Source organism: Leptospira selangorensis (assembly GCF_004769405.1).
Taxonomy (GTDB): domain Bacteria; phylum Spirochaetota; class Leptospiria; order Leptospirales; family Leptospiraceae; genus Leptospira_B; species Leptospira_B selangorensis.
The window spans coordinates 199,737-217,093 of record NZ_RQES01000019.1 but is presented as its reverse complement, the minus strand read 5'-3'; the positions used below and the strand labels follow the sequence as shown (position 1 = coordinate 217,093).

At 40.5% G+C, this 17,357-nt stretch carries 11 protein-coding genes; 4 read left to right on the top strand and 7 right to left on the bottom strand.

Features of this window, described 5'->3' with window-relative positions:
• Positions 1-84: 84 nt before the first annotated feature.
• Complete coding sequence (locus EHO58_RS16085; RefSeq protein ID WP_135627085.1) at positions 85-540, bottom strand: peptidylprolyl isomerase; 456 nt, start codon at positions 538-540, stop codon at positions 85-87.
• Positions 541-755: 215 nt separating this feature from the next.
• Here EHO58_RS16085 and EHO58_RS16080 point away from each other — a divergent pair, with 215 nt between their 5' ends.
• From EHO58_RS16080 to EHO58_RS16065, 4 genes are read left to right on the top strand one after another with little or no spacing between them, the layout of a single operon-like run.
• Positions 756-3,413 carry an adenylate/guanylate cyclase domain-containing protein gene (locus tag EHO58_RS16080; RefSeq protein ID WP_135680610.1) on the top strand — a complete coding sequence of 886 codons (2,658 nt, stop codon included), beginning with the start codon at positions 756-758 and terminating at the stop codon, positions 3,411-3,413.
• Complete coding sequence (locus tag EHO58_RS16075) at positions 3,397-5,514, top strand: FecR family protein (RefSeq protein ID WP_135680609.1); 2,118 nt, start codon at positions 3,397-3,399, stop codon at positions 5,512-5,514. The genes EHO58_RS16080 and EHO58_RS16075 overlap by 17 nt, the downstream gene beginning before the upstream one ends.
• A complete protein-coding gene (locus EHO58_RS16070; RefSeq protein ID WP_135680608.1) occupies positions 5,504-6,694 on the top strand; it encodes an LIC11435 family protein in 1,191 nt (396 codons plus the stop codon). Before EHO58_RS16075 ends, EHO58_RS16070 begins: the two co-directional genes overlap by 11 nt.
• On the top strand, positions 6,688-9,123 hold the full coding sequence (locus tag EHO58_RS16065; protein ID WP_135680607.1) for a right-handed parallel beta-helix repeat-containing protein: 2,436 nt from the start codon (positions 6,688-6,690) through the stop codon (positions 9,121-9,123). The genes EHO58_RS16070 and EHO58_RS16065 overlap by 7 nt, the downstream gene beginning before the upstream one ends.
• Before the next feature lie 34 nt (positions 9,124-9,157).
• On the opposite strand, the gene EHO58_RS16060 is transcribed toward EHO58_RS16065, so the two are convergent.
• From EHO58_RS16060 to EHO58_RS16035, 6 genes are all read right to left on the bottom strand, one after another.
• A complete protein-coding gene (locus EHO58_RS16060) occupies positions 9,158-9,862 on the bottom strand; it encodes an Lcl domain-containing protein (protein ID WP_135680606.1) in 705 nt (234 codons plus the stop codon).
• Positions 9,863-10,054: 192 nt separating this feature from the next.
• Positions 10,055-11,917 (bottom strand): ABC-F family ATP-binding cassette domain-containing protein, encoded by a 1,863-nt coding sequence (locus EHO58_RS16055; RefSeq protein WP_135680605.1) that lies wholly within the window; start codon positions 11,915-11,917, stop codon positions 10,055-10,057.
• Between the two features lie 48 nt (positions 11,918-11,965).
• Positions 11,966-14,197 (bottom strand): PAS domain S-box protein, encoded by a 2,232-nt coding sequence (locus EHO58_RS16050; protein WP_135627092.1) that lies wholly within the window; start codon positions 14,195-14,197, stop codon positions 11,966-11,968.
• Between the two features lie 45 nt (positions 14,198-14,242).
• The gene (locus tag EHO58_RS16045) at positions 14,243-15,154 is read right to left on the bottom strand and encodes an alpha/beta fold hydrolase (RefSeq protein WP_135680604.1); all 912 of its coding nucleotides are present in this window, start codon (positions 15,152-15,154) and stop codon (positions 14,243-14,245) included.
• Between the two features lie 7 nt (positions 15,155-15,161).
• Positions 15,162-15,635 (bottom strand): cyclic nucleotide-binding domain-containing protein, encoded by a 474-nt coding sequence (locus EHO58_RS16040; protein WP_086448991.1) that lies wholly within the window; start codon positions 15,633-15,635, stop codon positions 15,162-15,164.
• 49 nt (positions 15,636-15,684) lie between these two features.
• Entirely contained in the window at positions 15,685-17,349 is a 1,665-nt protein-coding gene (locus tag EHO58_RS16035) for a sensor histidine kinase (RefSeq protein ID WP_135680603.1), read from the bottom strand.
• Positions 17,350-17,357: the final 8 nt, after the last annotated feature.

Sequence of the window (17,357 nt, the reverse complement as noted above, 5' to 3'; positions counted from 1 at the left end):
CTAATTATGGCGAAATATAGATATTTTCAAGCATATTTCGACTTTTTATGGAGTTTGTGGAATTGGTATCCCACAAGGGATGCGTTAGATGATCTCTATCGTCTCAATTACCACTGGCTGGAGAGGACGATCTCCTGGAGCGGTAGGAGTTTCGGAGATACTTTGGACTATGTCTTCTCCCTCACTCACATGGCCAAAAACCGCGTGGCGATTGTCTAGATATAGATTGTCTCTCACATTGATGAAAAACTGAGAACCACCAGTATTCGGTCCTGCGTTTGCCATGGAGATCGTATACTTTTTGTTTTTAAGTTCTGGATGAAACTCGTCTTGGATCTTATACCCCGGTCCACCAGTTCCGGTTCCTTGAGGGCAACCGCCTTGTATCATAAAGTTTGCAATAATTCTGTGAAAGATCAGGCCATTATAAAAGCCTTTTTGAGCCAATTGGATGAAATTCCCGGCAGTGATCGGAGCCTTCTCATCTTCCAATAAAACGGAGAAGGTCCCGCGGTTGGTGGTAAACTTAGCAGTTGCCATAAATATCCTCAAAGTCCAAATTCTCAACAATGTCCGTATAAGCAACCAAATAGGTATCCTAGATTAGGAAGAACGCATTCGACTTGTTTTCAATATAGAATGCCGTTGTTCCGATAATTTAACGGAGGATTTCCAGAATCTACTTTCCGCTAGACGGATCGATTTTTTAGCTTTCTAAAAGAGAATTTTTATTCCGGAACTTCCTTAGGAACAAAATGCCATCATCTACAAAATACATTCCGTTCGGACCAAATGGTGCGGTCGCCTTCTGGGCCAGAGCAAAGGATCAGGTTCAAAACCAGGACGAATTAAGAGCCTGGGCAGATCTGGGGATCAAAACTGTAGTCTGCGTATTCTCGGAAAAAGGTTCTTCATTAGTTACTAATTTAGAAGAAGTTTTGCATGCAGGAGAATGGAAATTATTCGCATTAGAAATTCCTCCCGGACCTGAAACAAACGAGTCGGTATTCTACTCTGCTTGGAAATTAATCTCAGCAGCAGCCAAATCTAATATCTTATTTTTAATCCCCGAAGAATTAGAAGAAAGATGGGAAGTGATACTTTCCAAAATGGTAATTTCTTCTTATCCACATATCGCCTCCGGTGAGTTAGGTGCTTGGTTTCCTAGCTTACAAGGAGAAGCAGAGGCGACATTCTTAGGAGAATTTAAAACCTATGCTTCCCGCAAAAAAGCTCCTAAAGAAATTCCCGATTCTAGCAGAGGAGAATTTTCTCTTTTTCTAAAAGAACTTCCTTTGGCAGTTTCCGGAATCGAACTAGGAGTTTTCAAAAACGGTCATAAAGATTCCAACGGAAAGAAGAAGGTCCCGAAATTCCAAGAGGCAGAGAATTTCCGCACACTAGAAAGTAAGCCTGTAATTTCATTTGATACGGTATTCTCGGGAGAAAAACAGGAGACTGAAACTACGGAGACTGTTTCAGAAGCACCACAACCTCCTGTAATATCAGAAAAGAAGAATATTCCAAAAAAAGAATCCACCCCCAACCCTTCTGCGGATATGGGAGATTTAGCAACGACCGCGAAATTCCCTCTTCAGCTAAAATTGATGGCGGTGATCTCTCTTTTACTCACTGTTACGGTTTCCACGGTTATTTTATATGCGTCTAGCGAGTTCAAAAAGAATTACGAAGTCAGAGTATTAGAGACTAACTTTTCTTTGGTGAATATTTTAGGGATCAAAGTAAAATCGGATCTAAAAGATATTCGAGATAAAGGAAAAACTCTCACGGAAAAACTTTTGGATCCGAAGGGTCCAGGTGCTTATGCGGATCTATTTTTCAGGAACGAACCTGATTTCCTTTTAGCGGGGATTTATTCCGCAGAAGGAGATAAGCTTAAAAAAAGAACGGTTCTTTATAATGATTCCTACTTGGAAGGGATTTCTTCTAATAGAGATGAATTAGATGCAGCAGTTTCCCAAAAAGAATCTTCTTTTTTAAAGACGATCCAATCAGGCGGAAGAATAGACAATCTCACCGCTAATTTTAAAGAGCCTACTTTTTCTATTTCAGTATATGATTCCCAAAGTAAGTCTATTTTACTCTATATCATCAGAGCAGAGAGACTATTATCCGTATTCCAAAAACAAGATATTAACGTGCCATTTTTGATCAACGGAGACGGAGATCTCATCGCACATTACGATCTCCAACTTCTTGCGGCCCAAACAAATTGGTCGGATCTCCCTATTTTCGAGACCATGCTTTCTTCCGTAAGAGAGGACAGCCAACAAACTAGATATGAGGATTCAACTAAGACTAGATATTACGGTTCTTACCAAAAACTAGGTTTTGGTGGAGCAGGAGTAATCGTATCCGTTCCGGAAGAAAAAGTTTTTGAGATGGTATATCGTATCCAGACCAAAAACCTTTTAATCATGGCGATCGCACTTTGTGTCGCACTTATCATCGTATTCTTCTTAGCCAGAACCATTACCATTCCGGTATTAAAACTTCTGACTGCAACGGTAGAGATTGCCAAAGGAAATTTCAGGATAGGGATCAAGTCTTCCACAAGGGACGAGATCGGCGTTCTAACGGATTATTTCGTAAGTATGGGAAAAGGTCTGGAAGAAAGGGAAAAGGTGAAGGACGCACTTGGCCGTTTCGTAAACAAAGAGATCGCCGAAATGGTCCTGAACAAGGAACTCACTCTGGGTGGGGAAAGAAAGATGTGTGCTATCTTCTTCTCGGATATTCGTTCCTTCACAGCTATATCGGAAAAACTACAACCGGAAGAAGTAGTAGAATTCTTAAACGAGTACATGACCGAGATGGTTCGTTGTGTGAACGATACCCATGGGATTGTGGATAAGTTTATCGGTGACGCGATCATGGCAACCTGGGGAGCAGTTCGCACCTCGGAACAAGACGCAGAAAATGCAGTGAACGGCGCACTTTTAATGAGAGCGGCACTTATTAAGTTTAACGAAGGAAGAGGCGGAGATAAAAAACCGATCATCCGTATCGGTTGTGGTCTTAATTTTGGACCGGTGATCGCAGGTCAGATCGGTTCGGAAGAAAGATTAGAATATACCGTAATCGGTGACGCAGTGAACCTCGCCTCTCGAGTGGAAGCGTTGAACAAACCGTTTGGTACGGATATTTTAATTACACAAGATCTACTGAATCATGTAAAAGATATTTTTGCGGTCGAAAAAATGCAATCTATCAAGGTGAAGGGAAAAGAAGAACCCCAAACCATTTACGCAGTTCTAGGTAGAAAAGACGATATGGATCGCCCGAGGGATCTAAATGATCTGAGAAGAAAACTCGGAATAGAATACGAATCTAAGAAAAAAACAAAAACAGGAGATGAAGAAGAGGAATTAAAGTATGAAATACTTGAATGACGGCAGAGTCGTCGTTACTGCTTTAGTTCTACTACTGTTCTTTTTTTCGGGACTATTATATCTATATGCCAATGCAGGCCCTAAAACAGGGACGAATAAGATAGTTGGCGAACTCAAAACGAAACAACTCAAAATATTAAGAAAACTTGATTCTGAAGTTATCTGGGAAGAATTGGATGAGTCTGATCCGATCAGATACAGGGATACAATTCGTACAGAAGAAGGTTCCGAAGCAGTATTACTTTTTACCGATGGTGAAAATACTGCGGAGATCAGGATGGATGAAAGAAGTATGATCCTTGTGGAAGATACGGACAAGATCAGTTTTGTATCAGGTTCACTTTCAGCTACCGGTGGAGGTTCCGGCAGTCTGCAGATCAGCTCCGGAGATACTAAGATCTCTTTAGGAAATTCCGATCTAAAAATTTCCAAAGACGAAAACAACAAGGGCCTAAATCTGGAAGTAAAACAAGGAGAAGCTAAAGTATCCTCCTCATCCGGAGAAAATACAGTAGGTAAAAATCAGTCTGCAGATCTAAAAGACGGAAAAGTAGAAGTTCATACATTAAATCTGGAAACCGTCTCCCCTCCGGATAAAGCTTATTTCCCTATCGCTGCGGAAACTTTACCTGTTAGATTCGAATGGAAAAATTCCCCAACGGTTAAAACTTTCAGATTGGAAGTCGCCAAAGATTCCGGATTCAGAACAGGTTTAAAAAAATTGAATGCAGGCGGAACAAACGCCTCCATTTCCCTTCCTAACGGTTCTTATTATTGGAGACTTGCAGGCAAAAATCCCGAGTCGGGCAAAGACGAGTTCAGTTCTTCAAAAAACTTTAAATTAGTTTCCTGGAATAAACCAAGACTGGTCTCCCCTACCAATAAAGAAACATTCTCCTATACTGAGGCTGCGCCGCCTGTCCGTTTCCAATGGAATACATTCGATTCTCAGACAAAATATAAACTAGAAGTTTCTTCAGACACGAACTTTAAACAAATCGTATATACCGGGGATTCTTCCGCAGGATTTTTAAAATGGGAGCCTAAGAACGAAGGCCAATTTTTCGCCCGTGTAAAAATGAATTCCGACAAACAAGGATTCACCGAACTGAGTTCGGATACAATTTCTTTTGTTTTGCGTAAATCTGAACAAGCGGAACCTCCTAAACTTCTTAAACCTTTGCAAGGGGAAGAAATAGGAATTCGTATCTTTAAGGTCGGTTCCTTCTTCAGTTGGAGTTCCAACAAGGAATTTAAATCTTATTCCCTGGATATTGCCGCTGATTCCGATTTCAAAAATATACTTTTCTCCAAATCGACTAACTCCAATTTTATGAAACCTGATCTGGACTGGAAAGAAGGTACGTACTTCTGGAGAATTAAAGCAAGTTCCAATTCGGAAGAGGCAATTTCTTCTTCTGTTGGTAAGTTTATATTAAAACCGCTTGGTTCAATTCGACTCTCTTTCCCTAAAGACGGATCAGAGTTAGGTCATCCTGTGGACGGCAAATTACAATTCAGATGGGACAGACCGGATCCAAGCGGAACTTATAAATTAGAAGTTTCTAAAGATCCTAATTTTGCTTCTAAAATATTCGAAACGTCCGTACGTTCAGGGCAAAACTCAGTGCCACTTGCGGGTCCTGGTGATTATTATTGGAAAGTTACTCTTCTTTCTCCTGAGGGAGAGGTTTTGACGAGCAGCCCTTCTTCCGGATTTAAGACCTCGGATTCTGCACCTTTTGTCTCTCCTGTATATCCAAGGGATAGAGATAAGATAGACCTGGATGAGAAAGCAAGTTTGTCTTTTTATTGGGAAATTGAAGGCAAATCCGAGGCATACATTTTGGAGCTTTTAGAAGCAGACCAAAAAACCCTAAAAACAGTATTTAAAAAGGAAATTAAGGGAGAATCCTTCGACTATCGAGAGTTGTATAAGTTAAGGGAAGGAAAATACCAGTGGAGACTGAGCGCAAAATACAGGGACAGCTCCGGACAAATCCGCACCACCCTTCCTCTAACCAGGGATTTCGAAGTAATCATGTCCGCTACTTTCAAGGCACCGGAGATTTTGACTCCTAAGGAATTCTATGTTGAGTAAAAGATTCCAAAAATCTAATACGATTGCAGTCCTTTTGGTCGGATTCCTTTTATTCTCCCTTCCAATTTTTGGAAAGGAAGAAGGTGTCAAATTAGAATGGAAAGCTATTCCTGATGCCGGCGGTTACCAGGTAGAGATCAAAGATTCTCGCGGAAAGGTGACCAGGGAAAAAACAAACGGAACCCAGATCCAAATAGAATTACCACCAGGTGCTTATGAACATAGGATAGGTGTATTAAATAAGTACGGTAGAGTTTCCGTATTCTCCGCTTGGATCCCGTTCGAGGTCATTCTTTCCCAAAAACCTGAAGTAATCGCTGCCGAAAAGAATAAGTTCCTGACTAAGGACATGCCAGAAACTTTCGAGATCAAGGGTAAACATTTTACGGAAGCCACTAAAGTAATATTAAAAGATTCTAAAGGGAATGAGATCCCCGTTAAGTCCGTAGATCTCAAAAATCCGGAAACTATGGTAGTCACTATAGACAAGAAGAAGTCTCCGGAAGGACCAGTCACTTTACGTTTGGAAAATCCTCGTAACAAGTCCACAGAAAGGGAAAATTATTTCCTAGTAGCGGACACAGAAGATGAACTTGCCGCTTTAGACTCCAAGTCCTCTTATTCCGGATCTAGTTCCGGGTCTTCTTTCTTTGATCTGGGAGCTGCCGCAAGATCTGCGGTCCTTCCTGGATGGGGACAATATTACCAAAAGAAGTCTACATTTAGAACAGCAATCTTTCCTAGTTTGATCATTGTTGCGGGCGGTTATGCAGCCGCAAAAGGAAATTCATATCTGAATGCAACTCACGAATTGGATGCAGCAAGACAGAGTAATATTATGTATAACTCTGCATTTTTACAATCCGGGAACCCTGCACTATTCAGCCTTGCTTTATATAATTATTCTCAAATCTCTCCTAAATATTCTAATGCTGTTGGAGAATATAACCAATTAGGAGTGGCATTAGGAGTATTAGGATTCTTTTATCTAATCAATGTGCTCGACGCAGGATTTTTCCCAGGCCCTAAACAAGTAAAGGTAGAAGGAACTAATACTCCTGTGACTGTCTCTCCACTACTAAGAAATGCGAGGGAGTCTGATAGAGCAGCTACATTTGCTTCCGGAAGTTCTTATCTTCTTCAACAAAGAATGGAATTAGGAGTGGAATTCACATGGTAAATCTCAAGAATTTTCTCCCAAAATTATATTCAGCTCTGCTGATCCTATTCACTTTGAGCACGATGGGTTGTTATACCCGTCCTAAAAAATCGGGCATTTTAGATTTTATGAATATATCTAATTTTGTGTCCTATTTAACCGGTTCTTCCTTTCCGTTAAATGTACAAGTAAATGGACTTACTAACTCAGGCGTTTTGGTAGTAGAATTAGCAAGCACTGGAGAACAACTTACATTCTCCGCTGCCGGAACAGACTCCTTTTCCGGTTATTACGATCCGAATATCGTTTATACTTTAAACATTATAACCCCACCCGCTACACTTCCTACTCAGACCTGTATCATCAGTAACCCGAATCTCACTCTTACTTTTGCAAGCACAACCTTCGTGGTAAACTGTGCGGAAAATTGGTACAAAGCAAATGTAGCAGTTACAGGGATCGACAGTACAAATACAGTCGATTTAGAAGTTCTAAATAATGGAACAGAACTCAAAATGAGGAATTCCAACGGAACCATTAGTTTTGATGTGGGAGATGGACTTCCTTATGATATCACTATAGGCGCCGTTCCTACAGTACCTTCTACCCATATCTGCCAGGTGGTTACTTCTCCAGCAAATGGAACTATTGCAGGTGCAGACGTAAATCTACAGATCAGTTGTTTGAGTCTGATGAAAACAAGTGTGCCTGCTGCAGGTTCCTTCTTCCCTGCGACTAAGGCCATGAATTTTACATTCTCCGGTCCTGTAACAGGTTGTGTCTTGGACGCAACCGGAGGTGGTCCTCCTTATTCTGCAGGAACTGCTAGTGGAAGCCCTGGCATAACTTATGTTGGAAATACTGCGAGAGTAGCACCTACTGCTCTGCCTTGGTCTTTCGGAGCATTGACCTTCCCTCTAAATGTAGTATTCATACTCACTGGATGTAAGGATGCTGTGGCTCTTGCAAACGGTGGAGCAACCATATCTCTAAATGTTAAGATGATGGAAGGTGATGTTTATTTCATAAGCGATACTTCCGGTAACGATAGTAATAGTTGCACGGACCCAAGCGATTCTTGTAAGACCATCCAAACTGGCGTAAATCAATGTAATTCTGCAAGCGTTTGTACTGTGTTTGTAGAAGGTGGAAACTATATCATTTCAGGAGCAGCATCTCCGATTTCCATGACCTCGTCTGGAGGAGTTCGTCTTGTGGGAAGTTTCGACTCTTCATTTTCCACTCAGGATTTGACAGGTACTCCAACTAGGATCTTAGATAACCGAACTGTAATTCAATGCCCAGGAACAGTTTTAAGCTCGAATGAGTGTGCTCCGATCACAATTACTGCATCCGGAATGGCCGGAGATACGACTAAAGCTCATACAATCCAAGGCTTTAGTATATTTGCCGACGAATCAAAACCTAACGCTTTTGCGATTCGGATCCTCAATGGGGATGCGAATAGTTATGTATATATCTATGGAAATTATATTTCTGGCGGAGAAGGAGGACTAGGAGTCGAGGATGCTACTGGAACTCGGGGCGGGATCTACCTTCTTTCATCTCGTTCGAATAACCAGATTGATACAAATGTGATCAAGGGCGGCTTCGGTGCATTAAGCTCTTCGGCAGTTTATAGTTATAATTCTAACGTATATTTACTTCGAAATAGGATCAGCGGAGATAAGGCTGTAAACGATTCTCATTCTGTCTTACTTGTGAATTTTATAGATTCGTTAGTAGCAATCATAAATAATACGATGAATTTCCGCCAATACTCGGATGCTTCCGTAACTTCTCAGTTTACATATGGAATTCGTAATGAAGAGAGTACGGCTCTAATTAAGCACTATATAGCAGGAAATACGATTTACTCTAACAGAGCTACTACAGGTTCAAATTACGGTATATATATGCTGGGAAGCGTTGCAACAAACGCTCAAATTGCGAATAATATCGTCCAGGCCCCAGGAAGTAATGGAATCTGTGCTTCCTTCAATACTACTCCGAGTGCCAGTGCAATATTCCGCGGTAACGATTTAGATTGTAACACTGGTAAGTACATTACAGTAGGTGCAACCAATTATGCATACTATTGTTCGGATGGAACTTTTAACTCTTTCAGTCTTCTTTGTTTGGTTGGTAATACATTCTTAGATGCAACCAGAGGAAGTCAAAATTTTACCAATACTCCGTCCTTTAATGGATACCCTGCCCTTCAACCATGGTTAGCTTTAAGTCCTGCCAATGGAGGTCCATGTAATATCGCTTTCGGCGGAGTGGAGACTTCGGCGTATCTGAATAGCTTTGATCCGATTTATAAAGTAGATGCAGTCATAGCCGCTCCTGTAACTAGAACAACATCCTCAGGCGGAACCACTCCTTCCGGCTCCGCAGGTTATTCTATAGGCGCATTCGAGTTGGACGATTCAGGATGCGCCCCTTAAATTGGGTGATCTATTATTTTTTATTCAAAGCAGTTTAGATTTTAGCTACACAAACAAAACTCCCGACTGAAGTCGTTGAAGGGGCTGTAGTAAAGAACCTCTGGGTTGCATTCGCATATGAATTTACAATGCTATATGAAGTCGTTTGCGTAGTAGACCAGGAACCTCCCACTCTGACTAATGATTTTTTGGTTCCAAAAGAACTCAAAGCGAACGGAGTGGTTGCGGAATATAAGGAAAACAATTGTATCGAATCAGGTAATCCCCAATCGGAATGACCTGCAAAAGTTAAACTATTGCAGAATGATTCTGCCTGAGCAAAAGTAATATTAATATCATCGGATGTAGGTGTAGAGGCGGCATTACAATCTGAGGAAGTATAATCGTATTTCAAAATGGTTCCAGAGGAATTGTATCCAGTGCATAAAGTCCATAAAAAATGATTCGCGGTATCCGTTACAGTTCCATTATCATTATCTACTAAAGCCGCCGATTCGCAGTTATTCCCGCCCAATGCAGTGACAAAAGCATCATTGTTTACATTTGCAACATAGCTATTTGGGCTAGTAGAAAAACCTACATTCACCGGATTTGCTACCGTCTGACCGCAATGGAAAGAATTACCTCCACCGCCACCTGCTAATAATAATAGCAAGCCGCTCAAATCATCTTGTTTCGGACCTGCGCAGTTTAAAATAGAGATTATAGAAAAAAGAAGTATTGCAGATAGATGTTTCATAGGAAGGAAGATGCACCTAGTTCTTTTCCCGTCAAGCATCGAGTGACACTAAGGAACAAAAATCATAGAATTAGGAGCATTCAATAGTGAAAACTAATCACTTTGGATTAGTTCGTTTAACACTGTTTAATGCGGGTATAAGATTTACATAATCATTACAGAATGTTTGGTGATTATAGATTAGAGCAAATTCTATTCTTTAGAAGCAAGCTCTTCCCATTCAGTGACCTTCTTCTGTAATTCGTCCTGTAATTGGGTTAAACGTTCTCCTGATTTTCTGGAAAGTTCAGGGTCAGGCGATTGTAGGTTTTGGACCAGCTCCTTCTCCTCTGTTTCCAAGGAAAGGATCTCCTTTTCCAAGATCTCCAGTTTTCTTTTGTCTTGGTAGCTTAGGCCCTTCTTCTTATTGTCCGTTTGTTTTTCAGTCGGTTTAGAAGAACTAGCTTTGGTTTCCTTTTCTTCATATTCTCTGTATTCCAGATATTCCGAATAGTTGCCTGGGAATCTATCGATCTTCCCTTCACCTTTGAATACGAATAGATAATCTGTGACACGGTCCATGAAGTAACGATCGTGGGAAACGACGAGCACCACTCCTGGAAAATCATCCAGGAATTCCTCAAGTACTGAAAGTGTAGGAATATCCAGATCGTTTGTAGGCTCGTCCAAAACTAAGAAGTTCGGATTTCTCATAAGAAGTAGAATTAGATAAAGTCTTTTCTTTTCGCCACCTGAAAGCCTTTCAATCTTAGTTTGTTGCAATTGAGGTGGAAACAAAAACCTTTCCAAAAACTGAGATGCGGTCCAGGAAGATCCATCGTTCATCTTGATCGTAGGCGCAATTTCTTCTTTAACATAATCTATTACTTTTTTAGGACCAGGGAGTTCCTTTCCAAGCTGGTCGAAATATCCGAAACTTGTGTTGAGACCTGCCGCTACATCTCCAGAATCCGTTTTTTCCCTTCCTGTGATCAGATTCAAAAGTGTGGTTTTTCCTGCGCCATTAGGTCCCACAACTCCGATCCTTTCTTTACCCTTAAATACATAGGAGAATCCGGAGATCAGTTCTTGTTTAGTATAAGATTTTTTAATATTCTTTAATTCTAATATTTTGCCACCTAACCTTCTGCCAGAAACGGAAATATCCAGGACGATATCCTTGCCCGCCTTCTTTCTTTCCATTACTTCGATCACACGGTCCGTTCTTGCTTTTTGTTTGGTGCCTCTTGCCTTCGGTTGGCGTTTCAGCCATTCGAGTTCCGTTCTAAGAAATGATTTTCGTTTTGCTTCTTCCTTTTCTTCTATTACCTGCATCTCTACTTTTTTTTCCAGATACAGATCATAATTTCCTGGATATACTCTGAAGTTTCCTCGATCTATTTCTAAGATACGATTTGCGATCTCTTCCAAAAAGTATCTGTCGTGAGTAACGAGTAAAACCGCTTTGTCGGTACTTTTTAAGAAGTCCTGGAGCCAAAGGATTGCATCTATATCCAGATGGTTAGTAGGTTCGTCTAATACCAAAAAATTGGATTCGTCGGTTAGAGCCTGTGCCAGGGAAACTTTTTTAGCCATTCCTCCCGAAAGTTCTCCCATTTTTCTGGAAAGATCAGGTATATTCAGTTCTCTTAATATATTTTTGAGTTTGGATTCCAGTTCCCAAGCCTGTTTGGAATCCATTTCTTCCATTGCGAGATGGTATTCTTTTTCGGCTTCTTCTCCGCCTTTTTCCAATTCGATACATGCTTTTTCGTATCTTCTGACCGTATCTAAAAGAATTCCTGAGCCTGAAAGTATATGTTCTAATACAGTTTTATCCGGATCGAACTCCGGAAATTGAGATAAAAATGAAATTTTGAGTTCTCTGTTTCGGACTACTTTGCCGGTGTCCGGCTCTTCTATTCCGAGTAAGATCCTAAGTAAGGTGGATTTTCCGGATCCGTTGATCCCGAGTAACCCTGTTTTTTCTCCCTCGTCTATTCCGAAGCTCAAACCTTGGAAGAGTTGTTTTTCGCCGATGGATTTACCGACCTTATCTATGGAGATTAGATTCATCGCTTCCAGCCTTTTTGAAACCAGATGAGAAGCAATTCTTTTAAGAGACTATTTTGGGATCGGAAGTTCTATTTTGTATCTGGTTCCTATTTCTACTGTTTCTAGTCCCCATTTTGCTTTTAGCTTATCCAATAACATTCCTACCAATTGTAATCCGAGTCCTTCCGACTTTCTAACATCCACTGTTTTAGGAAGTCCTACTCCATTATCTCCTATTGAAATGGAAAGCCCGTCTTCCTTTTTGGAAATGGAGATAAATATCTCTCCATTTTGGTTTCCAGGGAATGCGTATTTTAAGGAATTTGAAACTAGTTCATTGAATACTAATGCAAGTGGGATCGCAAAATCCAAATTTAAACGTATATCTTGAGATTCTATAGAATAACCCACTCTTTTGTTTGCACCGAATGATTGTACGAGTGCCACAAGTAGATTGTTTAAATATTCGGTGAAGTCCGCATCCGCGATCGTGTCATTTTGATAAAGTTCCTTATGAACGAGAGCCATGGATTGGATCCTTCTCTCACATTCTTTCAGAATAGAGACTAGTTTCGGATCATCGGTAAAATCCGTTTGTAAACTTAAAAGGCTGGAAACCACCTGTAGATTATTCTTAACCCTATGATGGATCTCCTTCAACATTACTTCTTTTTCGTCCAAGGATTTTCGTAAGGTTTCTTCGTATTGGTATCTATCGGTTACATCCCGGATGATCTGAGTAGCACCTATCATATTATGGCTTTCGTCCCTAATAGAACTGTAATTTATCTCAAGCACGATGGAATCTTTGACTAGGCCTGAAATTTTTCTCTCCATTTTGAAAACTTCACCGGTCAGGGCCCTACTCCAATTTCGGATAATCCTTTCTCTTTCTTCCGGATTATCGATTGCGATATCCCATATCGTTTGGCCGACTGTGATCCTTTTTCCATATAATTTCCAAACCATAAGTTCAAATGCGGTATTACAAGAGATGACTCTTAGATCCATATCCACAGCACATATGGAATCTTTTACACCTTCTATGATCGCTTGTAATCTATCGTTTGTTTGTAGGATCTTTTTTCTTAGTTCTCCTAATTCGAGTTCCGCCTTTTTTCTTTCAGTGATATCTCTTACAATCACCTGCATTAATTTTTGGCCTCTTTGCTCGAATGCGATTCCGGAAACCTCTACAGAGATCTCCGTTCCGTCCTTACGGATGAACTTCTCCTCTATCGGTTCCAACGGTTCCGATTTGAGCATTGCTTTGAGAACTCTTTCTGCCACAACCTGTCTGGATTCAGGATGTATAAATTCTACAATTGGTCTTCCTTCCACTTCTTCCAAGGTCTCATAACCGAGCATTTTAAGACCGGTCTGGTTGATATAGAGTACTTTTCCGTCTGCGTGAAGACCAATCGCATCCGGAGATACTTCTACCAATTTTCTATATTTCTCTTCGCTTGCAAGTAGCGCTGTTTCCCAGACAGTTCTGAGAGTTACGTCTTTTAGGAATATTACGACTTCTTTAATTGCCCCTTCTTTAGATAAGGGAGCGAAAGAAACTTCTAATTCAGAATTAGGCTGAACAGGAAAAAGTTTGGAGAAATGCCATTTGACCTTTGCTCCGGAAAATGCCTTATTTAATTGTGCTTGGAAAATTTCCTTATGAGTTTCTGAGATCAAGGATAAGATCTTAGAATCAGGAAGTAATTCTATTCCGAATTGCCTTCTTACCTCGGATCTTCCGGAAGAATTTACATATTGTATTTTCCCCGCTTGGTTTACCCGAATTACCCATTCTTCCGTACTATCCAACAGGATATTCGTGTAGGAAAGTTGGTCTTGTAATACAATTTCACTTTTTCTTAATGGAGTTAGGTCCTGGACCGAACCGTAGATCTGAGCCACTCTTTTTTTGACAGGGTCCCAAATTGGGTGAGCATGGTCTCTCAACCATCTAATCTGTCCATCAGGACCATAAACTCTATATTCATCCGCCCTAGGGGAACCGGATAATAAGGACCGTGTCCTTTGTTTAATTAAATCATGGTCGTCAGGATGAAAGTATTTTGGATCCGCAGCAGGCCATGGATTATTCAGATCATCTATACTGATGCCGCAGAATTTTAAAAATCCTTCGTTTGCCCAGCTTAATAGTAGATCTCCATTATCTAATACATCTACTCTGTAAAGATAATCGTTAAATACTTCGGGCGCGAGGGCACGGATTTCTTTTTCTATTTTTTTTCGAAGATTCCGATTTTGAAACCATTTTAAAAGTTTGGCAAGAGCCATCGCAACTCCGAACAACTCATAAGAAAAACAAAGTTTTCTTAGAGATTACTTCACTAAAAATTCTTTGTAAGTATTCGCTACTTCTTCAGGTCTTTCCAGCATAGGAACATGGCCCATATCTTTCAAGATAACCTTTTTAGATCCTTTGATACCCTTCTCCAATACTCCAGCTCCGGAGACACTCAATACTCTATCAGTATCTCCCCAAAGAACTAAGGTTCTCGCTTGGATCTTATTCATATTTTCCTGCAGAGGAAATCCAGTAGATCGGATCTGTTTAAATATGTATTTATTAAATTCGGAATTTTTGATAGCCTTCTCCGCAAAATAAGAAGCTAAAAAAGAAGGAATCGGAGGAGGAGTTACAAAAATGAATTTCATCAATTCTTGAAATTCTTCTGCGTTAGTCGCAACTAAGTTATTCTTCCCCTTCTCCAAATTTTTGGACAATTCACTTTTTTCGGGACTGTTCACACCGGAAGGAGCGAATAATCCTAGAGATATAACCTTTTGAGGATAAGTTGCTGCATACACTCCAGAGATTGCTCCGCCCATAGAGTTTCCTACGATATGGAACTTTTCCCAACCAAGTTTAGTAACGAACTCATCCAATCGTTTTACTTGCTCAGCAATATTATAATTCTGATCCGCAATTCTATCATTTTCCCCAAAACCTGGAAGATCCACAGCTACTACAGTGTAAGAAGGTGTAAGCCATTTGGAAAATCTAGTCCAATTGTCTTTATCTCCTCCGAATCCGTGGACCATCAGGATTTTTTCGCTACCTTGTCCGCCTTCTAAATATACCCAGTTCCAAGGTTCTAACTTGGTTTGTTTTTTTTCGAGGCCCGCTTTCCATCTTTCATAACCGATGCCGGTTTTGACGAGGGTCTCAGAACAATAGGTTAGCCCGAATAATATTAGAAAAAGATAGATTGGAAAAAATTTGCGGTTCATAGTCAGATCACGAATAACGTTTTTTTAATTCTCTAGCGTAAGCCAAGTCATGAGTCAGAAGTCTCATTCTTTTCACCAGATAATTGGTGATCCCTTTATAAAACTTTAGAGCGAGTTCCTTATCTGAATCCAAGATATGTTGTAGATGGTCGAAAGGAATTTCCAAAAGTTCGCAACGTTCCATTGCTTCCACTGTTCCGGCTCTTTTCCCCTGGTCCAAAAACGGGAATTCTCCGAAATGATCGCCTGTTGCAATCGTGGTTACGTTTACATCGTCCCCTTTTTCAGTGGAGGTCAAAATTTTCAGAGTTCCGTACATTACCACATAGAACGCTTTTGCTTCGTTCCCTTCTTGGTAAACCGCGTCCCCTTGTTCAAGCACCTTGTATTTTGTCTTCTCAGCTATTTTAGCCAATTCATCCATAGAGAAGCTGGAAAATAAATAAATCTGGTGTAGGATTTCTTCTGTAGTGTGTTGCATGTGTTCCTTACCAAAGACCGAGTATTGAGCCTAGAAAAAAACCATCAAGCTACTTTCCTGGATTCCGGTCCGGAATTCTAAGACGAAAAACAACTCCATTTTCCGAAGTAAATTCCGAGTTTGCCTTAAGCTGCCTGGATAAGATCTCTATGAGCTGGATACCTATGGTCCCGGAGCCGTTTTGATTTTCTTTTTTAAAACCCACCCCGTCGTCTGAGTATGAGAAGACGATATTCTGATCTTCCTTAAAGATCTTAACTTGTATTCTTCCGGAACGATCTTCCGGAAACGCATATTTTAAGGAGTTGGTGAGAAGTTCATTTAAGATCAGCCCGAGAGGGATCGCTCTTTCGATACTTACTTCCAAAGAACTTAGGTCCAGCTGTAGTTGGATTCGAGGAACTCCTCCATAAGCTCTGATCAGATTAGAAGAAACTGTGGTAAAATAATTCTCCAAGTCGACTGCCGCAAAGTTTTCAGACCTATATAATTCAGCGTGAACAAATCCCATGGACTTGACTCGATTCTCACATTCCTGCAGGATCCTTTTTAGATTTGGATCTTCCGTATTCTCATATTGCAGGCCAAGAAGGCTAGAAATCACTTGTAGGTTATTTTTGACCCTATGATGGATCTCTTGGAGCATAGCCTCTTTTTCTTTTAGGGACTTTTCCAAAGTTCTGGTCATAAAATTCCTTTCTGTTACATCTCTTACGATCCCCATATAGCGGGAATCATCAATCCGGACGGCGTTTACCTCTGCTTCTATAATTTTTCCCGATTTAGTTTTGAACTTCCTGTTCAAAATAACAGGTTTGCCTATTTCTAAAGATGGAATTCTATAAATTGCATCTGCATAACTTTCCTCGTCTAGAATATCTTTTAAGGTGAATGTTTGGAGTTCTTCTTTGGTATACTCCAAAAGTTCGGACATTCTTCGGTTCACTTCTAAAATTTTAGTTCCAAAATTTGTAATGATGATGGAATCAGAGGCGCTTTCCACTAAAGAACGATATCTTCTTTCACTTTCTTCTAATGAAGAGATCGCTTTCACTCTTTCTGTGACATCGTATAAGATAGAGAATAATACTCTTTTACCTCCGAACTGCAAAGGCCCGCTATAAACTTCCATCTCGCGGATCTCTCCACTTTTTAATTTATGCCTAAATCTGAAATATTGTCTAGCCTCGATTGCAGCTTGTCTCATCTCTTCGAAAATTTGTTCTTTCGTAAAAATGTTAATATCAGTGATCTTCATTTTCAGGATTTCTTCTTGGCTATATCCGTAAAATTGGCTCGCTGCTTGGTTCGCGTATAAAATATCTCCTGAGTCGGGATCTAAGATCCATTTGATGGCTTGGTTGGTCTCGAATATTTGTCGGAAAGGTCGATCGCTGGATAAAAATTCTTTCCAAAAAGAATTTTCAAGAAGAGAAGCGGAACCTTCTTCCATCGGTTCCATCTTGATCCAAAACATCCCGTGTGTAAGCGACCAACTTGCGAGTAATACGGTGCTCCCCGGAAATGAAAGAGGGCTTTTTCCTGGCTGCCAAGAAAGTACAGCACTTCCGTTCTCCCCTTCGATCTTCTCCGTTCCATGCAAAAAATAGGAGAGAGGATTTTGTCTCCAGGAATCCAGAGGAAGATTGGTCTCAACGATCAATCCGGAAGGATCCATTAAAATACACCAGTATGGAAAGAATGAGGACTTCATATTTCAAA

Excerpts from the sequence above, each read along its gene's own strand:
- EHO58_RS16050 (WP_135627092.1), bottom strand. The coding sequence starts at position 14,197 with ATGGCTCTTGCCAAACTTTTAAAATGGTTTCAAAATCGGAATCTTCGA.
- EHO58_RS16070 (WP_135680608.1), top strand. The coding sequence starts at position 5,504 with ATGTTGAGTAAAAGATTCCAAAAATCTAATACGATTGCAGTCCTTTTG.
- EHO58_RS16080 (WP_135680610.1), top strand. The coding sequence starts at position 756 with ATGCCATCATCTACAAAATACATTCCGTTCGGACCAAATGGTGCGGTC.
- EHO58_RS16075 (WP_135680609.1), top strand. The coding sequence starts at position 3,397 with ATGAAATACTTGAATGACGGCAGAGTCGTCGTTACTGCTTTAGTTCTA.
- EHO58_RS16045 (WP_135680604.1), bottom strand. The coding sequence starts at position 15,154 with ATGAACCGCAAATTTTTTCCAATCTATCTTTTTCTAATATTATTCGGG.
- EHO58_RS16060 (WP_135680606.1), bottom strand. The coding sequence starts at position 9,862 with ATGAAACATCTATCTGCAATACTTCTTTTTTCTATAATCTCTATTTTA.
- EHO58_RS16035 (WP_135680603.1), bottom strand. The coding sequence starts at position 17,349 with ATGAAGTCCTCATTCTTTCCATACTGGTGTATTTTAATGGATCCTTCC.
- EHO58_RS16040 (WP_086448991.1), bottom strand. The coding sequence starts at position 15,635 with ATGCAACACACTACAGAAGAAATCCTACACCAGATTTATTTATTTTCC.
- EHO58_RS16055 (WP_135680605.1), bottom strand. The coding sequence starts at position 11,917 with ATGAATCTAATCTCCATAGATAAGGTCGGTAAATCCATCGGCGAAAAA.
- EHO58_RS16085 (WP_135627085.1), bottom strand. The coding sequence starts at position 540 with ATGGCAACTGCTAAGTTTACCACCAACCGCGGGACCTTCTCCGTTTTA.
- EHO58_RS16065 (WP_135680607.1), top strand. The coding sequence starts at position 6,688 with ATGGTAAATCTCAAGAATTTTCTCCCAAAATTATATTCAGCTCTGCTG.